Consider the following 20,863-nt stretch of genomic DNA (forward strand, 5'->3'; position numbering starts at 1 on the left):
AATGCCATCTGGGCATGCGGCCAACCTTGGTGATTGCGCGGTAACTGTTGGGTTTCATTTCATTCAACCCAACCTACGAGCTCAAGACCCTAACAAACCTGCTGCCTTTGCTTTACCCTCACCCCAAAACGCAGATTCATCGTAATAATTTTTGTGATTCAAATCCATGAGCAGATCTTCATCAATATTTCTCAATAAGCTATATTTCTCAATCAATGGCTTAAACTTCTCCGCTCCAACCCCAGTCAAACCGTTATAAAAAAGTAAAACCAACTCATAAGAGGAGAGTTGTGCACGAAAAAGGCTAGTATAGAATCGCTTATCCACACCACTCAAACTTGTTGATTTATCTACAAAATCAACAACATAATACATGTTTCTAAAATAATGCTGCAATTCACTAGAGAATTTTTTAGTCAGTAAAGTTGCAGATTCCACACAAATCCCACGAGTATCATTTATTTTTTTCGCACCACCATCAGCATGATCACCTAGAATTTTTTCATATAGAGATCTGAAATGACGATAGATATGATAAAAAGCGGGCTTTCCAGCCACCGTTACCTTTTTATCTTTAAAATAGTGCGTCGAAGAAACAATATCTCTATGAACAGAAAGCAATTGAAAGAAATGCGCCTCAAATTTTGATTTTTCATCTTTACTTCGCTGAAAATACAGTGTCAAGACAATAAGCAATGTTGACAAGGCAGCAAAAAACGCATTGAAGGAGCCAAACATATCGCCTGACTGCCCCCTAACTGCTATGGCTGCAGATGCCTCGACACTCCCGCTCTCAACTGGAAGAGCCCTATATAAAACAGATGCTATCCAGTCACCTCCATAACCGAGAAACCATACCCAAACCAACAATACAAAGGCAAAAGCAAAAATCACCCAATACCCAAAAAACACGCGCTTCAAGAAGCCCATACTCCCTCCAAAAAAATAAGGCACGCCAAAGCGTGCCTTACATCTCTATCAAGCCAGCTTGGCAAGCTGCACCTTGATCTTGTCCAGCTTGTCATTCAGCTCGGCCAGCTGCGCCTTGTCGCGCTCCACCAGGTGCGCCGGGGCCTTGTCTACATAGCCCGGCTTTTCCAGCTTGGCGGTCAGCTTGGCAAGCTCCGCTTCCACCTTACCCTGCTCCTTGGTGAGGCGCGCGGTTTCGGCGGCCTTGTCCACTTCCACTTTCAGCATCAGGCGGGCGTCGCCGGAGATGGCCACCGGCGCGTCGTCGGCCGGCAGTGCGGCGACGATGCTGCCTTCGCTGATACGGGCCAGCAGCTTCAGGTACGGCACAAAGTCAGCCAGGCTGGCGTCGCTGGTTTCGATGAACAGCGGGGCCTTCACTGCCGGGCCGATACCCATTTCACCGCGCAGGTTGCGCACGGCGTTGACCAGATCCTTGAACGCATCCATGCGGGCGTTGGCCGCAGCGTCGATCTTCTCCGGCACGGCGACCGGCCAGGCGGCAACCATGATGGAGTCGGTGTGCTTGGCGTTGGCCAGCGGCGCCACGGTCTGCCACAGTTCTTCGGTGATGAACGGCATCAGCGGGTGAGTCAGACGCAGTGCCACTTCCAGCACGCGCACGATGGTGCGGCGGGTGGCGCGTTGCTGCGCTTCGTTGCCGTTCTGCAGCTGCACCTTGGCCAGCTCGACGTACCAGTCGCAGTACTCGTTCCAGATGAATTCGTAGATCACCTGGGCGGCGAGGTCGAAACGGTAGGTTTCCAGCGCGTTGGTGACATCCAGCTCGGCCTGTTGCAGGCGGCCGATGATCCACTTGTCGACGAAGCTGTATTCCAGCGGCAGGGTTTCGTCCTGGCCGCAGTCCTTGCCTTCCACGTTCATCATCACGAAGCGGGTGGCGTTCCACAGCTTGTTGCAGAAGTTGCGGTAGCCTTCGGCGCGCTTGAAATCGAAGTTGACGGAGCGGCCCAGCGTCGCGTAGCTGGCCATGGTGAAGCGCAGCGCGTCGGTACCATAGGCCGGGATGCCGTCCGGGAACAGCTTCTCGGTAGCCTTGGCAATCTGCGGTGCCTTTTCCGGGCGGCGCAGGCCGGTGGTGCGTTTTTCGATCAGCGGTTGCAGCGCGATGCCGTCGATCAGGTCCACCGGGTCGATCACGTTGCCCTCGGACTTGGACATCTTCTTGCCTTCGTGGTCGCGCACCATGCCGTGGATGTACACGTCGCGGAACGGCACCTTGCCGGTGAAGTGCTTGGTCATCATGATCATCCGGGCAACCCAGAAGAAGATGATTTCGTAACCGGTCACCAGCACGTTGCTGGTAACGAAGGCGTTGAGCTCCGGGGTGTCTTGCGGCCAGCCCAGGGTGGAGAACGGCACCAGTGCGGAGCTGAACCAGGTGTCCAGCACGTCCTGTTCGCGGCGCAGGGTCTTGCCCGGCGCCTTGGCGCGTACTTCTTCCTCGCTGCGGCCAACGTAGATGTTGCCGTCTTCGTCGTACCAGGCCGGGATCTGGTGGCCCCACCACAGCTGGCGGCTGATGCACCAGTCCTGGATGTTGTTCATCCACTGGTTGTAGGTGTTGACCCAGTTTTCCGGAATGAAGCGCACTTCGCCGCTGGCGACGGCGTCGATGGCTTTTTCGGCGATGGACTGACCGGTGGCATCGCCCTCGCCGACCTTGCTCATGGCCACGAACCACTGGTCGGTGAGCAGCGGCTCGATCACGGTGCCGGTACGGTCGCCGCGCGGCACCATCAGCTTGTGCGGTTTGGCTTCCAGCAGCAGACCCTGGGCTTCCAGATCGGCCAGCATGGCCTTGCGTGCCTCGGCGGTGGTCAGGCCGGCGTAGGCGCCCGGCAGGTCGATGCTGCCCTGGGCGGTGCCGTCAAAGCTGAACACCTGCGCCTTGGCCAGGATGCGCGCTTCCAGCGACATCACGTTGATCAGCTGGGTGTCGTGGCGCTTGCCGACCTGGTAGTCGTTGAAGTCGTGTGCCGGGGTGATCTTGACGAAGCCGGTACCGAAGGCGGCATCGACGTAGTCGTCGGCGATCACCGGAATCTGGCGGCCGGTCAGCGGCAGCTCCAGCAGCTTGCCCAGCAGGGGCTGGTAGCGCTCGTCCGTCGGGTTGATGGCCACGGCCACGTCGCCGAGCAGGGTTTCCGGACGGGTGGTGGCGACGGTAACAAACTCGTCGCTGCCCACTACCGGGTACTTGATGTGCCACATGTGGCCATCTTCTTCCTCGGACACCACTTCCAGATCGGAGATGGCGGTGCCGAGCTTGGCGTCCCAGTTGGACAGGCGCTTGCCACGGTAGATCAGGCCCTGTTCGAACAGGCGCACGAAGACTTCGGTGACCACCTCGGCGCGGGCGTCGTCCATGGTGAAGTATTCACGGCTCCAGTCCACCGAGCAGCCGACGCGGCGCATCTGGCTGGTGATGGTGCCGCCGGATTTTTCTTTCCATTCCCAGATCTTGGCGGTAAACGCTTCGCGGCCTAGGTCGTGACGGTTGATGCCCTGCTCGGCCAGCTGGCGCTCCACCACGATCTGGGTGGCGATACCGGCGTGGTCGGTACCCGGAATCCAGGCGGTGTTATGGCCCTTCATGCGGAAGTAGCGGGTCAGACCATCCATGATGGTCTGGTTGAAGGCATGACCCATGTGCAGGGTGCCGGTGACATTGGGCGGCGGCAGCTGGATGCAGAAGGCGGGCTGGGTGCTGTCCATATGCGGCTGGAAATAGCCGGACTGTTCCCATTGATCGTACCAGCGACGTTCGATGTCGCCCGGCTCATAGCTTTTGGCAAGTTCCTGGGTCATGGTGTGAATTCGGTCAGTTGAGGCAAAAAATGGCGCAAATTATAAACCGATCTGTCGCACGGCGTCCCGCCGGGTGCCAAGAAGTGCCTGAACAAAACCAAATGGCAACGACAACTGCCAGCAAAGCCATGTATATATGGCACTAATACCAACTATTTTTTCGCCGGCGCAAGCACAACAGGGATCTGGATAAGAATGAGCAACAAGATCTTGCTGGTAGAAGACAGCACCGCCGTACTGCGCACCATGCAACGCATTCTCGAAAATGACGGTTTCGAGGTGGAGTGCGCGGTCAGCATGCAGGAGGTAAAGCACATCCTGCAGCAAGGCAACGACTTCCTTGCCTGTGTACTCGATTACTGCTTGCCTGATGCGCCAGACGGCGAAGCGCTGTCGCTGGTACTGAATCAGCAGATCCCCACCATCGTGCTTACCGCCCGCAGCGACATGGAAACCCGGGAAAAAGTCCTGCTGCAGCCCGTGGTGGACTACGTACCAAAGGACTCCCCAGCCGCATTCGATTACACCATCAAGATGGTACGGCGCATCAAGGCCAACCCCGGCATCCGTGTGCTGGTGGTAGACGATTCGGCAACTGCCCGCGGCTATTTGCGCCAATTACTGCGCCGCCACCGCTACGAGGTACTCGAAGCAGGCGATGCCGACACCGCACTTCGTATGCTGCGTGACGATCCCAGCATTCGGTTGGTGTTGTCCGACCACGACATGCCAGGCAAGAGCGGCGTGGTGATGGTGAACGAAATTCGCCGCTTCCGTAGTCAAGAAGAGCTGGCCATCATCGGCATTTCGGGCAGCCAAGACCCCACCATGACAGCCCGTTTCATCAAGTCCGGCGCAGATGATTACCTCAACAAGCCATTCAATCATGAAGAATTCACTTGCCGCGTGACACGCAACATCGAATTCGTGGAAAACCTGTGCGCATTGTCACGTGCAGCCAACGAGGATCCGCTGACCGCCCTGCCCAATCGGCGTTATTTCTTCGAAAACGCGATGAAACAGACGCAACCATTTGGCGTGGCCATGATAGACATCGATCATTTCAAGTCCATCAACGACCGCTATGGCCATGACACCGGAGACTTGGCACTGAAACTACTGGCGGACCTGCTGCGCGCCCACTTTCCTGGACAACTGATTGCGCGCTTTGGCGGCGAGGAGTTTGTCATTCTACTGGAAGCCGAGCACGAACAATCCATGCTGCCAGCATTGGAAACATTTCGTGAACAGGTCGCCCAGATGATCTACCCGACGACACAGGGCGATCTACAATTCACGCTTAGCATAGGCGTAGCCGCCGGGCAGCACGACATTAGCGCCCTGTTGAAACTGGCGGACGACCGCCTTTATCGAGCCAAGGGATTGGGGCGTAATCGCGTGTGCAGCAGCTGACCCTGCCCCAGCCAAAAGCACAAGGCCGCCCGATGGGCGGCCTTGTGCTTTCAATGCGGCATCACGCCGCGCGCGCCAGCACCCAGTCCAGCAGCCGGGTGGGCAACAGCCACTTCAGGTGCCAGAACAGATGGGTGGGGAAGGTTACCCGGTAGCGTGCCGCCGGCCGGCGTGCGGCCAACGCCTTTTGTACCTGCGCCAGCACTGCCGTGCCCGGCAGGGTAAACGGTGCCGCGTGACCCTCTTTTTTCAGCCGCAGCAGCTGCCGCTGGTATGACTCGCGGTGCGCGCTGGCTTCGGTATCGATATTGCGCAAAAACTTCTGCAAGGCATTGGGACGGAAGCGGCTTTCGATCGGCCCCGGCTCGATCAGGCTGACATGGATGCCGCTGCCGGCCAGCTCCAGCCGCAAGGTATCGCACAAGCCCTCCATCGCATATTTGCTGGCGTTATAGGCGCCACGGTATTTCATCGCCGCAAAGCCCAGCACCGAGCTGTTGAACAGGATGCGTCCCTCGCCCTGCTGGCGCATCACCGGCAACACGGTGTTGGTCAGCTCCCAGGCGCCAAACAGATTGGTTTCGAATTGCTCGCGCATCGCCTGGCGCGGCACATCCTCCACCGCACCCGGCTGGCCGAAACCGGCGTTATTGAACAGCGCTTCCAGCTGGCCGCCGGTGCGGCGCAGCACTTCCGCCACCGCGGCGCGGATGCTGTCACTGTCATCCACATCCAGCTGCAGCGCATCGGCAAAACCGGCTGCGGCCAACCTTGCCACATCGTCCACTTGCCGCGCGGTAGCAAACACCCGCCAGCCATCGGCCTGCAGACCACGGGCGACATCCAGGCCAATACCACTGGAACAGCCGGTAATCAGAATATTTTTTTGCATGAATGGTGAACCAGACGAAGCAGGCCCCGTCACAGTAGTCTTAAGATATGTAACCGTATGTACGGCAAAAATCGGTCGCGCCAAGCTGCGCCGGCCGATCATAACAAAACACACTTCATTTTCTACGCACAAGGAGCATTCCCGATAATGGAACAGGCCCTCCCCTCGATTGGATCGCCTTTCTTCTACACGGTATTTTTTGTTGCCGTTCTGATCATGGTGGTGATCGACATGCTGGCGCTGAAGCAAAGCGGCGCACACAAGGTATCGGTCAAGGAAGCCGCCGGCTGGTCGGTAATCTGGGTCAGCCTTGCCTGCGCCTTCGGCGGCTGGCTGTGGTGGACGCTGGCCAGCGACCCGGCCTATGGCGCGGCCATCGCCAAGCAAAAAACACTGGAGTTCTTTACCGGTTACGTGATCGAAAAATCGCTGGCGGTAGACAACATCTTCGTGTTCCTGATGATCTTCGGCTTCTTCAAGGTGCCGGTGGAATACCAGCGCCGCGTACTGCTGTACGGCGTATTTGGCGCCATCGTGCTGCGTACCCTGATGGTGTTTCTGGGCGCGGCGCTGGTGCAGCAATTCAGCTGGATCCTGTATGTGTTTGGTGCCTTCCTGCTGTTTACCGGTCTGAAAATGATGCTGCCGGAGAAAGAAGAACAGCAAGACCTTACCGATAATGCGCTGCTCAAGTTCCTGCGCCGCCACATCCGCATGAGCAACGACTTCCACGGCGAGGCCTTCTTTGTGGTGAAGGATGGCCTGCGCTACGCCACGCCGATGCTGCTGGTGCTGGTGATGGTGGAGCTGTCGGACGTGGTGTTTGCCGTGGACAGCATTCCGGCCATTTTCGCGGTGACCATGGACCCGTTCATCGTGCTGACCTCCAATATCTTCGCCATTCTCGGACTGCGCGCAATGTTCTTCCTGCTGGCAGATGTGGCGGATCGTTTCCACCTGCTGCGCTACGGCCTGGCCATCGTGCTGACCTTCATCGGCCTGAAGCTGTTGCTGCTGCAGGTACTGCACGTGCCGGTACTGCTGTCGCTGGGGGTGGTTTTCGCGGTGATCGGCGGCTCTATCGTCGCATCGCTGCTGTTCCCGAAAAAACACGCCTAAGCCACTGCCATATTCCGGCCCCCACCCCGCTGCAGACAGCCTGCCAGCGGGGTTTTTCCATCTGTTGCAGCGCGATATGGCAGCTTTGTTACGCGGAGCAAAAACGCCTACAATGGCGGCCGACTTGCCATTCACTTACGGAAAGCCCCGCAATGGCCAAACCGACCAAAGCGCAAGCCAGCTTCGAAAGCGCGCTGGCACAGCTGGAAGACATCATCCGGGCGATGGAAAGCGGCGACATGCCGCTGGATAACGCCCTTACCTCGTACAAGCAAGGCATGGAGCTGATCAAGTTCTGCCAAAGCAAACTGGCGGATGCCGAACAACAACTGCGCGTGCTGGAGAACGACGAACTCAAGCCGCTGGATCTCGCCGATGGCCAATGACACTTTTACCGGCTGGATGACCGCCACCCAGCAAGCGGTGGAAACCGCGCTGGAATCGCTGCTGCCGGACGCCAGCCGCGCACCGCACATCCTGCACGAAGCCATGCGCTACAGCACGCTGCAAGGCGGCAAGCGCGTGCGCCCGCTGCTGGCGTTTGCTGCCGCCGAGCTGGTGGATGCCGATGCGGCCAACGTGGCGCGCGTGGCCTGTGCCGTGGAAATGATCCACGCCTACTCGCTGGTTCATGACGACATGCCGTGCATGGACGACGACGTACTGCGCCGCGGCAAGCCGACCTGCCACGTACAGTTCGACGAAGCCACCGCGCTGCTGGTGGGCGATGCGCTGCAAACGCTGGCGTTCGAACTGGTCGCCAGCCCGCTGCCCGGCGTCGCCGCCTCGCAGCAGCTGGCGATGGTCAAGCTGCTGGCGCAGGCTTCCGGCCACGCCGGCATGGCCGGTGGCCAGGCCATAGACCTCGCCAGTGTCGGCAAGCCGCTGTCGCAGCCGGAGCTGGAATTCATGCACCTGATGAAAACCGGCGCACTGATCCGTGCCGCGGTACTGCTGGGCGCGCTGTGCGGCCAACCGCTGGATGCGGCGCAGACCGAAGCGCTGGACCACTTTGCCAAGCGCATGGGCCTGGCGTTCCAGGTAGTGGACGATGTGCTGGACGTGGAAGCCGACACCGCCACGCTGGGCAAGACCGCCGGCAAGGATGCGGCCAACGACAAGCCCACCTATGTCAGCCTGATGGGACTGGGCGAAGCCAAGTCCTACGCCCGCGACCTGTACGACGACGCACTGGCGTCACTGGCACCGTTCGGTGACAAGGCGGCACGCCTGAAACAGCTGGCCGACTACATCGTCGCCCGCTCGTTCTGATACACCACAACAAGATCAATATGACAACATTGCTCGACACCATACAGAGCCCGGCCGACCTGAGAAAACTCGGTCGCCAGGAGCTGCCGCAACTGGCACAGGAGCTGCGCCAGTTCCTGGTGGAATCGGTCAGCAAGACCGGCGGCCACTTTGCCTCCAACCTGGGCAGCATCGAGCTGACCATTGCACTGCATTATGTGTTCAACACCCCGGACGACCGTCTGGTATGGGACGTTGGCCACCAGACTTATCCGCACAAGATCCTGACCGGCCGCAAGGAGCAGATGCCGACCATGCGCCAGCTGGGCGGCCTCGCTGGCTTCCCCAAGCGTGGCGAATCGGAGTACGACACTTTTGGCGTCGGCCACTCATCCACCTCCATCGGTGCGGCACTGGGCATGGCGGTCGCAGCCAAGGCGCAGGGGCTGGACCGCAAGTGCGTCGCCATCATCGGTGATGGCGCGATGACCGCCGGCCAGGCGTTCGAGGCCCTGAACAACGCCGGCGCGATGGACACCGACCTGCTGGTGATCCTCAACGACAACGATATGTCGATCTCGCCCAATGTCGGCGCGCTCAACAACTATCTGGCCAAGTTGATGTCCGGCCGCTTCTACGCGGCGATGAAACAGGGCAGCAACAAGGTGCTGGGCATCGCCCCGCCGCTGCGCGAGATCGCCAGCAAGATGGAAGAGCACGTGAAGGGCTTCTTTACCCCCGGCACGCTGTTCGAGGAATTCGGCTTCAATTACATCGGCCCGATCGACGGCCACGATGTCGACGTGCTGGTGGATACGCTGAAAAACATCCGCAGCCTGTCCGGCCCGCAGTTCCTGCACATCGTCACCAAGAAGGGTCAGGGCTACAAGCTAGCCGAGAACGATCCGGTGAAATACCACGGCGTGACCAAATTCGACCCGGTCAACGGTCTGGCTGCCGGCAAGAGCGGCAGCAGCAAACCGCAGTACACGCAGATCTTCGGCGACTGGCTGTGCGACATGGCCAAGCAGGATACGCGGCTGGTTGGCATCACCCCGGCCATGCGCGAAGGCTCCGGCATGGTGCGCTTCGAGAAAGAGCACCCGGACCGCTACTTTGACGTGGCGATCGCCGAGCAGCACGCAGTGACCTTCGCCGCCGGCATGGCCTGTGACGGCATGAAGCCGGTGGTGGCGATCTACTCCACCTTCCTGCAGCGCGGTTACGACCAGCTGATCCACGATGTGGCGATCCAGAACCTGCCGGTGGTGTTCGCCATCGACCGCGCCGGTCTGGTGGGTGCCGATGGTCCCACCCACGCCGGCGCCTTCGATCTGTCCTTCCTGCGCTGCATCCCGAACATGACGGTGATGGCGCCGTCGGACGAAAACGAATGCCGCCAGATGCTGTACACCGCCTTCACGCTGGACACCCCGACTGCCGTGCGCTACCCGCGCGGCACCGGCCCCGGCGCGACGGTAGCGCAAGAGATGTCCGCCATGCCGATCGGCAAGGGCCGCATCCGCCGCCAGGGCAGCGGCAAGGTGGCCATTCTGGCCTTCGGCAGCATGGTGACCCCGGCACTGGCCGCCGCCGAGCAATTCGACGCCACCGTGGCCGACATGCGCTTCATCAAGCCACTGGATGCCGAGCTGGTCAAACAGCTGGCGGCAAGCCACGACCTGTTGGTGACAGTGGAAGAAAACGTGATCATGGGCGGCGCCGGCAGTGCCTGTCTGGAAACGTTGGTCGCAGCCGGCATCGCCATCGAGGTGTTGCAATTGGGCCTGCCGGACGATTATGTTGAACATGGCGACCCGGCCCTGCTGCTAGCAGCATGCGGCCTGGACGCGGACGGCATCGGCCGCAGCATCGGCGCACGACTGGCAGGCAGATAAACCGCCAACCGGTAATGAGCGGCCAGCAGCCCCGAGCTGCTGGCCGTTTTGCCATCCACCCGCGGAGAACAACAATATGCAATGGGACCTATCCGCCTGGCTGCAACTGAGCGGCACCCCGTATCAGAACCTGCCGGCACTGCTCTCCAGCCTGGGCATCGGCCTGCTGATCGGCGTCGAGCGCGAGCGCAAGCACCACGTGCTGGCCGGCATCCGCACCTTCCCGCTGGTCTGCCTGCTGGGCACGCTGCTGGCCATGCTGCTCCCGGCACTCGGCAGTGCATGGTTGCCGGCGGCCGGCTTGCTGGCCGTTGCCGGCCTCGGCTTTCTGCCCCACGGTAGCCGCGACCCGGACGAACCCAACGAGCCGCGCACCACCACCGTTATCGCCCTGCTGGTGGCCTACACCCTCGGGTTGATGGTTGGCATGGGCAATATCGAACTGGCCGTGGCGCTGGGCATCATCACCACCGGGTTGCTGTATCTGAAGCCGGAGCTGAGCAGCCTCACCCAGCAGCTGGATCGCCATGATCTGCTTTCGCTGCTGCAATTCGCCACCCTGACCTTCATCATCCTGCCGCTGCTACCCAACCAGGGCTTTGGCCCCTATCTCGCCTTCAACCCGCACCGCATCTGGCTGCTGGTGGTGCTGATCGTCGGTGTCGGTCTGGCGGGCTACCTGGCCGTGAAACTGCTGGGGGAAAAAGTGGGGGCGCCATTGCTGGGCTTCATGGGCGGACTGGTATCCACCACCGCCACCAGTCTGGTGTACGCGCGCGAAGCCGCCAGTAATCCGGGGTCGCAGCAGCTGGCAACGCGGGTGATTCTGCTGGCCAATATGGTGCTGTTTCTGCGCCTGCAACTACTGACAGTTGCCATTGCACCGCAAGCATCCGGCGGCATGCTGCTCGTCATGTTGCCGGGCATGGCGCTGGGGCTGCTGACCATTTTCATCAGCGGCCGGCGTGGCCAGGCACGAGACGGCGCTCCCGAGCTGGAGCTTAAAAACCCGGCGCAACTGCGTATCGCACTGGGCTTTGCCGCGCTGTTTGCCGTGGTGATGCTGTGTTCTGCGTGGCTGAAAGACCTGTTTGGTGACAGCGGCCTGTACATGGTGGCACTGGTTTCCGGCATCAACGATGTGGATGCCATCTCGCTGACGGTAATGGAGCTGTTCGGCAAGCAGTTGCTGCCGCTGCAGCCGTTGCTGATTACGGTAGTGATTGCGGTGCTGGCCAACACCGTGTTCAAGATGGGGCTGATTTTCAGCATCGGCGGGCGCGCACTGGCATTGCGCTGCCTGCCAACGTTTATTGTCGCGATGCTCGGCATGCTGGGCGGGCTGTGGTTCGCCACCCTGTAGTGTTTACTCCGTCGACAGCCGCGCGATCAGGTCGGCGGTATCCAGCGGATGTTCCAGCGGAAACAGATGGCTGCCGTGCTGGCGATGGATGTTGGCCGCAAAGTGGCGCCGCATGAAGGCCAGATCGCGCGCGGTTACCGCGCTATGCTCGGCAGCCACCACATAGCTCAGCGGCACCTGTAGCCGGCCACGCAGAAACCAGCTGTTGTGCGGCAGCGTGCCGTAGATGTCGTGCTCCACCTGCGGGCGGAATTTCAGCCGCCGCCCGCCCTGCCCGTTGTCCACCGTGCCATGCTCGGCATAATCGCGCAGGCAATCCTCGTCCCAGCGCGCAAATGCCGGCTTGCGGGCAAAGTAGTCATACACCGAGCCGATACTGGCCCAGTTGTCACGCCGGCGCAGGGTGCCGGTGCCGCCGGGCGTGATGCGCTGGATAAAGCCCAGCCGCTTGGCCAGCCAGATCATGAAACTGGTGCGCGGGCCCAGCAGCGGCGAATCCAGCACGATCAGGCGGGTAAAGCGCTGCGGCTCGCGGATTGCCGCCTGCAATAGCACCATGCCGCCCAGCGAATGCCCGACTGCCAGCACCGGCTCGCGATAGTGGGCAGCCATGTACGCCAGCGTCTCGTCCACCAGCTGCGGCCAACAGTCGGTGACCGGGTAAGCCCGATCATGGCCGATGGTGTCCAGAAAGCCGACCTCATAGCCATGCGTCGCCAGCCGCTGGTGCAGCTTGCGGTAAATCGAAGCCGGAAAACTGTTGGCGTGGGCAAAATGCAAGGGTTGCGACATCATTATCCTCCTGGCGCCACATCATACCCCAAGCAAACGCTTGGTTCAGCCCGCTCGACATGACGCACCGCGCCGGCACTGCTAAGCTGCCGCCCTGAACCTATCCGCCGACCGGCGGTCTTTGTCCGATAGTCATTGCTGCGATACACCATGTCCCTCGTCCGCTTGCTGCACCGCCTCTTGCTGTTGATCCTGCTTTGTACCGGCACCGCCTGGGCACTCAACCAGGATGAGCTGCTGCCACCGGAACGCGCTTTCGCCGCCCGGCTGGAACAACAGGGCCAATCACTGTTACTGCATCTGGATGTTGCCCGCGGCTACTACCTGTACCGCGAGCGCATCCAGCTGACACCGCAGCCAGCCGGTAGTATCGACATTGCCAAACTACCGGCGGGCGAGACCAAGAACGACCCCTACTTCGGCCGCCAGCAGGTATACCACCGCGGCATCACCCTGACCCTGCCCATTCATGGCACCCTGCCAGCGGATTTCACGCTGAAAACCGTGGTACAGGGCTGCGCCGACGCCGGCCTGTGCTACCCGCCACTGACCCGTACCCTGAAGGTAGGCGACGGCATGGCCAGCAATCCGTGGCTGGACAGTATGCCCAGCCAGAGCGCCGCTCCGACGCTGGCACGCGGCAAGCTGGCCGCCACCCTGGCCGCCTTCTTTGCCGCCGGCCTGGCCATGGCCTTTACCGCCTGCATGTACCCGCTGCTACCGATTGTGTCGTCGCTGATCGCCGGCCACGGCCACCATCTGAGCAAACGCCGTGCACTCGCGCTGTCGCTAGCCTACGTGCAGGGTCTGGCACTGACCTATACCGCGGTCGGCATCGTGGCCGGCCTGACCGGCAGCCTGCTCACCGTCTGGCTGCAGCAGCCGGCGGTGGTCCTGTCTGCCGCGGCGCTGATGGTGCTGTTCGCACTGGGCATGTTCGACGTTATCAGCATCCAGCTGCCGGCCGCGCTGCAATCGCGGCTGGCCAGCACCTCCAACCGCCTGTCCGGCGGACATCTAGCCACCGTGTTCGCCATGGGTGCGCTATCGGCGCTGCTGGTGGGGCCGTGCATCGCCCCGCCGCTGGCCATCGCACTGGGTTACATCGGCCAGACCGGTGATGCGGCACTGGGCGGCGCGGCGCTGTACAGCATGGCGCTGGGCCTGGGCTTGCCACTGCTGGTGGTCGGCACCTTTGGCGGCCATGTATTGCCACGCGCCGGGCAATGGATGAATGCGGTCAAATTCGCCTTCGGTTTCGTGATGCTGGGTGTGGCGATCTGGATGGCCGGTCCATTCCTGCCAACGCCGCTGACCATGCTGTTGTGGGGCGCGCTGGCATTGGGCATTGCCTGGAAGCTGGGGCTGACCCGCCGCCTGCCAGTCGGCGCAAGGTTGGCCGCACGGCTGGGCAAGACTCTGGCGCTGCTGTTTGCACTGGCAGGCCTGCTGCAATGGGTCGGTGCCGCCACCGGCGCACCTTCTCCGCGCCTGCCGTGGGCCGGCGTCTGGCACGGCCAACAGTTGCCCAAGGCTGTATTCACCCGAGTGCAAGACAACCAGCAGCTGGATGCCGCACTGGCGCGGGCGCAGGCTGCCGGCCAAGCGGTGCTGCTGGATTTCTATGCCGACTGGTGCGTCAGCTGCATCGAAATGGAAGAAACCACCTTCCGCGACCCGGCTGTACGCCAGCGCATGGACAAGATGCTACTGCTGCAGGCCGACGTCACCGCCAACAGCCCGGCGCAACAGGCGATGCTCAAACGCTTCGGCCTGTACGGCCCGCCGGGCATCATGCTGTACGACAGCAGCGGCCGCCAGACACAGCAGGTCATCGGCTATCAGGACCCGGCAGAATTCGTGCGCAGCCTGGATGCGGCCAACCTTGGGCAATAAATCGACATGAGCCATGACCGGCTCAAAAGGATAACCATGCAAGCCATCGTAGATTTCATCCTCGAGCTGGACCGGCTCAAGGGCGTGACCCGCAAGACCCGGCCACTGGGGCTGGACCGGCAGGAAAATTCCGCCGAGCACAGCTGGCAGATTGCCATGCTGGCGGCCTCGCTGCAGCCTTATGCGCCACAACCGGTAGACATTCACCGCGTGATCGGCATGCTGCTGGTGCACGATATCGGCGAGATCGAAACCGGAGACACCATCGTCTATGCCGAAGAAGGCTGGGAAGAGCGCAAGGCGGCGGAGCTGGCGGCGGTGACACGCATCTTCGGCCTGCTGCCGGATGGACAGGGCGCGCGCTTTCTGGCGCTGTGGCAGGAGTTCGAGGACGGCGACACCGCGGAGGCGCGCTTCGCCCACGCCGCCGACCGCGCCATGCCGGTGCTGCTGAACCTGGCCAACAACGGCCAGAGCTGGCGCGAGAACGGCATCAGCCACGAGCGGGTGATTAAACGCATCGGCCCGCCGATCAGCGAGGGCTGCCCGGCGCTGTGGACTTATCTGGAAGCCCGCCTGGAGCACGCGCGACAGCAGGGCTGGTTTGGTGCCTGAGCCATGGCTCGAATCGCGCGCTTCATGAGCATCTACGACAACAGCAGCGATGAATTTGTCAGGGATATTGAATTTGCTCGCTTTGACCTCCCAGCTTTTCAGCAATGGTTTGGCGTGGCATCCGACAACCCCATGTACGACTGCTACCCCATCACCCGGCAGGACACTGCTTTTGTCGAGCAGTATCTGAACACGCCACCCGCCTGGGACTTTGCGCATTTCGCTTATTTTGTCGAGGCGGGTACGGTACAGACCTCGCGCTGATCGAAACAACAAGGGCCGGTGCAATGCACCGGCCCTTGTCACTTCTGTCTGCGGCCAACGTTGGCCGCAGGCCTGCCGCTTACAGCGCTTGCGCCACTTCGTCTTCCAGCGCACGGGCGATCACCAGCTTCTGCACGTCCGAGGTACCTTCGTAGATCTGCGCCACGCGCACGTCGCGGTAGATGCGCTCCAGCGGGTAATCGGCCAGGTAGCCGTAGCCGCCCAGGGTCTGGATGGCGGCCGAGCACACCGTCTCGGCCATTTCCGACGCCACCAGCTTGGCCATGCTGGACTCCTTCAGGCACGGCTTGCCGGCATCCTTCAGCGCCGCGGCGTGCCACACCAGCTGCCGCGCCGCCTCCAGCTTCGCCGCCGCCTCGGCCAGACGGAATCCCACTGCCTGATGGCGGATGATGGCCTGGCCGAAAGTGTGGCGCTCGGTAGCGTAGCGGGTGGCGAACTGCAATGCGGCACGCGCCATGCCCAGGCACTGCGCGGCGATACCGATGCGGCCGGATTCCAGATTGGCCAGCGCGATCTTGTAGCCCTCGCCCTCTCTACCCAGCAGGTGGCTGGCCGGCACGCGCACATTGTCGAATACCACCTGACAGGTGTCGGAGGCATGCTGCCCCAGCTTGTCTTCCACCTTGGCCACGCTGTAGCCGGCGCTGGCAGTTGGCACCAGAAAAGCGCTGATGCCCTTCTTGCCCGCCGCCGGATCGGTTACCGCGAACACGATGGCCACATCGGCATGCTTGCCGTTGGTGATGAACTGCTTCACGCCGTTGATCACGTAGTCGTCACCGTCGCGCACAGCACGGCTGCGCAGTGCGGCGGCGTCGGAGCCGGCGTCCGGTTCGGTGAGGCAGAACGCTGAAATCCACTCGCCACGGGCGATCGGCCGCAGGAAGGTTTCCTTCTGCCAGTCGGTGCCGAAGCGCTCGATCGGGCCGCAGCCCACCGAGTTGATCACCGAGATGATGGTGGACAGCGCACCGTCGCCGGCGGCGATCTCCTCGATCACTGCGGCCAAGGTCACGTAGTCGAGACCGGCGCCATCCCACTGCGGCGCCACCGCCATCCCGAAGCAGCCCAGTTCGCCCAGGCCCATCAGTGCCTGCCGCGGAAAGCTGTGTGTCTTGTCCCATTCGGCGGCATGCGGCGCGATCTCGCCCTGCACGTAGTCGCGTACCGCATCCACCACCTGTTGCTGTTCAGCCGTCAGCAGCATGTCGCGCTCCTTACACCAGTTCCACTGCCAGCGCGGTGGCTTCGCCACCGCCGATGCACAGGCTGGCCACGCCACGCTTGAGGCCACGCGCCTGCAACGCCGCGATCAGCGTCACCACGATGCGCGCGCCGGAAGCGCCGATCGGGTGGCCCAGCGCGCAGGCGCCGCCATTGACGTTGACCTTGTCGTGCGGCAGCGCCAGATCGTGCATCGCCGCCATGGTCACCACCGCGAACGCCTCGTTGATTTCGAACAGGTCGACATCGGCTACGCTCCAGCCGGTCTTGGCCAGCAGTTTCTGCATTGCCCCCACCGGCGCGGTGGAGAACCACTCCGGCTCGTGGGCGTGGGTGCTGTGCGCCACAATGCGCGCCAGCGGCTGCAGCCCCTGCGCGACGGCATCGCTCTCGCGCATCAGCACCAGCGCGGCGGCACCGTCGGAAATGGAGCTGGCATTGGCCGGCGTCACCGTGCCGTCCTTGCGGAAGGCCGGCTTCAGCGTGGGAATCTTGTCCGGATTGGCCTTCAGCGGCTGCTCGTCGGTATCGATGACCTCTTCGCCCTTGCGGCCAACCACGGTGACCGCGGCGATCTCGCCCTGGAACGCGCCGCTGCTGATCGCCTGCTGCGCGCGGGTCAGCGAGGCAATCGCGTATTCGTCCTGCGCGCTGCGGCTGAAGCCGTACTTGTCGGCACAGGCTTCGGCGAACACGCCCATCAGCTTGCCCTTGTCGTAGGCATCTTCCAGCCCGTCCAGGAACATATGATCCTTGATCTCGCCATGCCCCAGCCGCAGTCCGCCACGGGCCTTGGGAATCACATACGGCGCATTGCTCATGCTCTCCATGCCGCCGGCCACCATTACCCGGTTATTGCCGGCCAGCAGCATGTCGTGGGCAAACATCAGCGCCTTCATGCCGGAGCCGCACATCTTGTTGATGGTGGTGGCACCGGCAGACAGCGGCAGCCCGCCCTTGATCGCGGCCTGTCGCGCCGGCGCCTGGCCCTGCCCGGCCGGCAGTACGCAGCCCATGATCACTTCTTCCACCGCCTCCGGTGCCAGACCGGCACGCGCCACCGCGGCACGGATAGCGACCGCGCCCAGATCGCTGGCAGCCTGCGCCGCGAGGCTGCCCTGAAAGCCCCCCATAGGGGTGCGCGCCATACCCACGATTACGATTGCATCCTGTTGCATACCCGCCTCCGGTGTGAATGTACGTTTACGTTAACGTAAATCAATAATTAAAAACAAGCCGCCCCGCGGCGGCTGTCGCACAAAGACCAATTGCCCGATTATTTCTTGCTGCGCTTGTGCAGCCACTCTTCGCACTGGCCACGTACCTGGCCGATTTCCTTCAGCACCAGCTGCAAGTCCTGCATCTGCTGCACCAGCTGCTGCTCGCGGCGGGTCAGGATGTCGATGAATTTCTTCAGCTGCGGCTCGTCGGTGTTGGCCGCATCGTACAGCTCGAACAGCTCGCGGATTTCCTGCAGCGACAGGCCGATGCGCTTGCCGCGCAGGGTGAGCATCAGCCGCACGCGGTCGCGCTTGGTATAGATGCGACGCTGTCCTTCTCGCGCGGGAAACAGCAAGCCTTCCGCTTCGTAAAAGCGGATGGCGCGGGTGGTGATGTCAAATTCCTGCGCCAGTTCGGAAATGCTGAAGGTGCGATCAGCTGCTACGGTCACGACAACTCCTGGATACGGTTCAAAATGCAGCCGCCAATGCTGCAAACACACAATTGTAATACGTGACGCCGCTTACGGCATCCGGCATATCCCGCACGGCAGCACCAGACTGCGCGCCACCACCACGGCAACTCTCTCAAGTTTTTTCATTATAGTTGACGTTTACGTAAACTAGAATTAATTTTGCCAGCATCGCAGCAGGAGGAAACAGCATGACCATGCATACCATCGGCGTTGTCGGCGCCGGCACCATGGGCAACGGCATTGCCCAGGTTTTCGCCCAGGCAGGGTTCAACGTCATCATGGCCGACATCGGCCAGCAAGCGCTGGATCGCGGTCTGGCCAGCATCAGCAACAGCCTGAGCCGGCTGGTAAAAAAAGGGCTGTTCAACGATAACGAGGCCGTCGCCACGCTGTCACGCATTCGCGGTAGCACCCTGCTGGCCGAACTGGCGGATTGCCAGCTGGTGGTGGAAGCCGCCACCGAGAACGCATCCATCAAGGAAAAAATCTTCCGTGAACTGGCCAGCGTGGTCAGCCCGGATTGCATCCTGGCCAGCAATACCTCGTCGATCTCGCTAACCACCATTGCCGCCTGGGTGCCGCAGCCGGAACGGGTGATCGGCATGCACTTCATGAACCCGGTACCGGTGATGCAGCTGGTGGAAATCATCCGCGCACTGCAGACCAGTGACGCCACCCACCGCACCATCCACGAACTCAGCCTGCAGCTGGGCAAGACCCCGGTCACGGTGAAAGACGGCCCGGGCTTTGTCTCCAACCGCGTGCTGATGCCGATGATCAACGAAGCCGCCTTCGTGCTGTACGAGAACCTGGCCAGCGCCGAAGACATCGACACGGTGATGAAACTGGGCATGAACCATCCGATCGGCCCGCTGGCGCTGGCCGACCTGATCGGCCTGGATACCTGCCTGTCGATCATGGACATCCTGTACCGCGAATTCCGCGATTCCAAGTACCGCGCCTGCCCGCTGCTGGTGCAACTGGTCGCCGCCGGCCAGCTGGGGCGCAAGAGCGGCAAGGGCTTTTACCAGTACTGAGCCACACAGCCACGCCAGCCGCCCGCGCGGCGGGCGGCACCACACGGAAGGAGCAACACCATGTCCCGACTTCCCACCGTCAAACTGCTGATCAATGGCGAGTTTGTCGAATCCCGCACCGAGCAATGGCGCGAGGTAATCAACCCCGCCACCCAACAGGTGCTGGCGCGCGTGCCGATGGCCACCGCCGAAGAAGTGAATGCGGCGGTGAGCGCGGCCAGAACCGCCTTTGCCAGCTGGAAGAAAACACCGATCGGCACCCGCGCCCGCATTTTCCTGAAGCTGCAGCAGCTGATCCGCGAGCACATGAAGGAGTTAGCTGCGATCCTGACCGCCGAACAGGGCAAGACGCTGGCCGATGCCGAAGGCGATGTGTTCCGCGGTCTGGAGGTGGTAGAGCATGCGGCCAACATCGGCACCTTGCAGCTGGGCGAATACGCCGAGAACGTGGCCGGCGGTGTGGATACCTATACCGTGATGCAGCCGCTGGGGGTGTGCGCCGGCATCACGCCGTTCAATTTCCCGGCCATGATTCCGCTGTGGATGTTCCCGATGGCCATCGCCACCGGCAATACCTTTGTGCTGAAACCGTCGGAGCAAGACCCGATGGTGACCATGCGGCTGGTGGAACTGGCGCTGCAAGCCGGCATTCCGCCCGGGGTGCTCAACGTGGTGCATGGCGGCGCCGAGGTGGTCAACGCCATCTGCGACCATCCGGACATCAAGGCCATCTCCTTTGTCGGCTCCACCCATGTCGGCACCCACGTCTACCACCGCGCCAGCCAAAACGGCAAGCGCGTGCAGTGCATGATGGGCGCCAAGAACCACGCCATCGTGTTGCCGGATGCCAACAAGGAACAGGCACTCAACCAGCTCACCGGCGCCGCCTTTGGCGCAGCCGGCCAGCGCTGCATGGCGCTGAGCGTCGCCGTGCTGGTGGGCGAGGCGCAGCAGTGGATTCCGGAGCTGGTTGCCAAGGCCAGATCGCTGACAATTGGTGCCGGCCACGACAACCCGGACCTGGGCCCGCTTATTAGCTGCGCGGCGCGCGAGCGGGTGGCCGGACTGATCGCCAAGGGTGCCGCCGAGGGCGCCAAGCTGGAGCTGGATGGCCGCCATGTGCATGTGGACGGCTACGAGCACGGCAACTTTATCGGCCCGACCATCTTCAGCGGCGTCAAACCGGGCATGGCCATCTACCAGCAGGAAGTCTTCGGCCCGGTGCTATGCCTGTTGGCCGCCGACACGCTGGATGACGCCATTGCCCTCATCAACGCCAACCCCAATGGCAACGGCACCGCCATCTTTACCCAGAGCGGCGCCGCGGCACGCAAGTTCCAGGAAGAGATCGACGTCGGCCAGGTGGGCATCAACGTACCGATTCCGGTGCCGGTGCCGCTGTTCAGCTTTACCGGCTCGCGCGGCAGCAAGCTGGGCGACCTCGGCCCCTACGGCAAGCAGGTGGTGCTGTTCTACACCCAGACCAAGACCGTCACCAGCCGCTGGTTTGATGACGATGCCAGCAGCGGCAAGGTGCACACCACCATCGCGCTGCGCTAACCCCGGAAAAGGACATCG

Annotated in this window: 18 protein-coding genes; 11 read left to right on the top strand and 7 right to left on the bottom strand. The window is 61.8% G+C overall.

What is annotated here, in order from left to right; genetic code table 11:
- Positions 1-81: 81 nt before the first annotated feature.
- Complete coding sequence (locus HU218_RS08235; protein ID WP_174874454.1) at positions 82-930, bottom strand: putative phage abortive infection protein; 849 nt, start codon at positions 928-930, stop codon at positions 82-84.
- A gap of 48 nt (positions 931-978) precedes the next feature.
- Positions 979-3,801: a valine--tRNA ligase gene (locus HU218_RS08240; RefSeq protein ID WP_174874455.1), complete on the bottom strand. Its 2,823-nt coding sequence runs from the start codon at positions 3,799-3,801 to the stop codon at positions 979-981.
- Positions 3,802-3,996: 195 nt separating this feature from the next.
- Between HU218_RS08240 and HU218_RS08245 the strand changes: the two genes are divergently transcribed.
- Positions 3,997-5,214 carry a response regulator gene (locus HU218_RS08245; protein WP_174874456.1) on the top strand — a complete coding sequence of 406 codons (1,218 nt, stop codon included), beginning with the start codon at positions 3,997-3,999 and terminating at the stop codon, positions 5,212-5,214.
- 61 nt (positions 5,215-5,275) lie between these two features.
- On the opposite strand, the gene HU218_RS08250 is transcribed toward HU218_RS08245, so the two are convergent.
- Entirely contained in the window at positions 5,276-6,106 is an 831-nt protein-coding gene (locus tag HU218_RS08250; RefSeq protein WP_174874457.1) for an SDR family NAD(P)-dependent oxidoreductase, read from the bottom strand.
- Between the two features lie 147 nt (positions 6,107-6,253).
- On the opposite strand from HU218_RS08250, the gene HU218_RS08255 reads away from it, so the two are divergent.
- From HU218_RS08255 to HU218_RS08275, 5 genes are all read left to right on the top strand, one after another.
- Positions 6,254-7,225, top strand: a complete 972-nt coding sequence (locus tag HU218_RS08255; RefSeq protein ID WP_174874458.1) for a TerC family protein — start codon at positions 6,254-6,256, stop codon at positions 7,223-7,225.
- 152 nt (positions 7,226-7,377) lie between these two features.
- The gene (locus tag HU218_RS08260) at positions 7,378-7,611 is read left to right on the top strand and encodes an exodeoxyribonuclease VII small subunit (protein ID WP_174874459.1); all 234 of its coding nucleotides are present in this window, start codon (positions 7,378-7,380) and stop codon (positions 7,609-7,611) included.
- Complete coding sequence (locus HU218_RS08265) at positions 7,601-8,497, top strand: polyprenyl synthetase family protein (protein WP_174874460.1); 897 nt, start codon at positions 7,601-7,603, stop codon at positions 8,495-8,497. Before HU218_RS08260 ends, HU218_RS08265 begins: the two co-directional genes overlap by 11 nt.
- Before the next feature lie 20 nt (positions 8,498-8,517).
- Positions 8,518-10,374: a 1-deoxy-D-xylulose-5-phosphate synthase gene (gene dxs / locus HU218_RS08270; RefSeq protein WP_174874461.1), complete on the top strand. Its 1,857-nt coding sequence runs from the start codon at positions 8,518-8,520 to the stop codon at positions 10,372-10,374.
- A gap of 76 nt (positions 10,375-10,450) precedes the next feature.
- Entirely contained in the window at positions 10,451-11,737 is a 1,287-nt protein-coding gene (locus HU218_RS08275; protein WP_174874462.1) for an MgtC/SapB family protein, read from the top strand.
- A gap of 3 nt (positions 11,738-11,740) precedes the next feature.
- On the opposite strand, the gene HU218_RS08280 is transcribed toward HU218_RS08275, so the two are convergent.
- Positions 11,741-12,529: an alpha/beta hydrolase gene (locus HU218_RS08280; RefSeq protein WP_174874496.1), complete on the bottom strand. Its 789-nt coding sequence runs from the start codon at positions 12,527-12,529 to the stop codon at positions 11,741-11,743.
- A gap of 150 nt (positions 12,530-12,679) precedes the next feature.
- Between HU218_RS08280 and dsbD the strand changes: the two genes are divergently transcribed.
- The 3 genes from dsbD to HU218_RS08295 are packed head-to-tail and all read left to right on the top strand — an operon-like array spanning position 12,680 to position 15,304.
- A complete protein-coding gene (gene dsbD / locus HU218_RS08285) occupies positions 12,680-14,425 on the top strand; it encodes a protein-disulfide reductase DsbD (protein ID WP_174874463.1) in 1,746 nt (581 codons plus the stop codon).
- Between the two features lie 36 nt (positions 14,426-14,461).
- On the top strand, positions 14,462-15,040 hold the full coding sequence (locus HU218_RS08290) for an HD domain-containing protein (RefSeq protein WP_174874464.1): 579 nt from the start codon (positions 14,462-14,464) through the stop codon (positions 15,038-15,040).
- A 24-nt stretch (positions 15,041-15,064) separates the two neighbouring features.
- Complete coding sequence (locus HU218_RS08295) at positions 15,065-15,304, top strand: DUF7683 domain-containing protein (RefSeq protein ID WP_174874465.1); 240 nt, start codon at positions 15,065-15,067, stop codon at positions 15,302-15,304.
- Positions 15,305-15,383: 79 nt separating this feature from the next.
- Here HU218_RS08295 and HU218_RS08300 read toward each other — a convergent pair whose 3' ends face one another.
- From HU218_RS08300 to HU218_RS08310, 3 genes are all read right to left on the bottom strand, one after another.
- Positions 15,384-16,535 (bottom strand): acyl-CoA dehydrogenase family protein, encoded by a 1,152-nt coding sequence (locus HU218_RS08300; RefSeq protein ID WP_174874466.1) that lies wholly within the window; start codon positions 16,533-16,535, stop codon positions 15,384-15,386.
- Between the two features lie 10 nt (positions 16,536-16,545).
- Positions 16,546-17,730, bottom strand: a complete 1,185-nt coding sequence (locus HU218_RS08305) for an acetyl-CoA C-acyltransferase (protein WP_174874467.1) — start codon at positions 17,728-17,730, stop codon at positions 16,546-16,548.
- 98 nt (positions 17,731-17,828) lie between these two features.
- Positions 17,829-18,224 carry a MerR family transcriptional regulator gene (locus HU218_RS08310; RefSeq protein WP_174874468.1) on the bottom strand — a complete coding sequence of 132 codons (396 nt, stop codon included), beginning with the start codon at positions 18,222-18,224 and terminating at the stop codon, positions 17,829-17,831.
- Between the two features lie 212 nt (positions 18,225-18,436).
- Between HU218_RS08310 and HU218_RS08315 the strand changes: the two genes are divergently transcribed.
- Together HU218_RS08315 and HU218_RS08320 are read left to right on the top strand one after the other, a co-directional pair.
- On the top strand, positions 18,437-19,285 hold the full coding sequence (locus HU218_RS08315; RefSeq protein WP_174874469.1) for a 3-hydroxybutyryl-CoA dehydrogenase: 849 nt from the start codon (positions 18,437-18,439) through the stop codon (positions 19,283-19,285).
- 60 nt (positions 19,286-19,345) lie between these two features.
- The gene (locus tag HU218_RS08320; protein WP_174874470.1) at positions 19,346-20,845 is read left to right on the top strand and encodes a CoA-acylating methylmalonate-semialdehyde dehydrogenase; all 1,500 of its coding nucleotides are present in this window, start codon (positions 19,346-19,348) and stop codon (positions 20,843-20,845) included.
- Positions 20,846-20,863: the final 18 nt, after the last annotated feature.

This window comes from Vogesella oryzae (assembly GCF_902829295.1).
GTDB lineage: Bacteria > Pseudomonadota > Gammaproteobacteria > Burkholderiales > Chromobacteriaceae > Vogesella > Vogesella oryzae.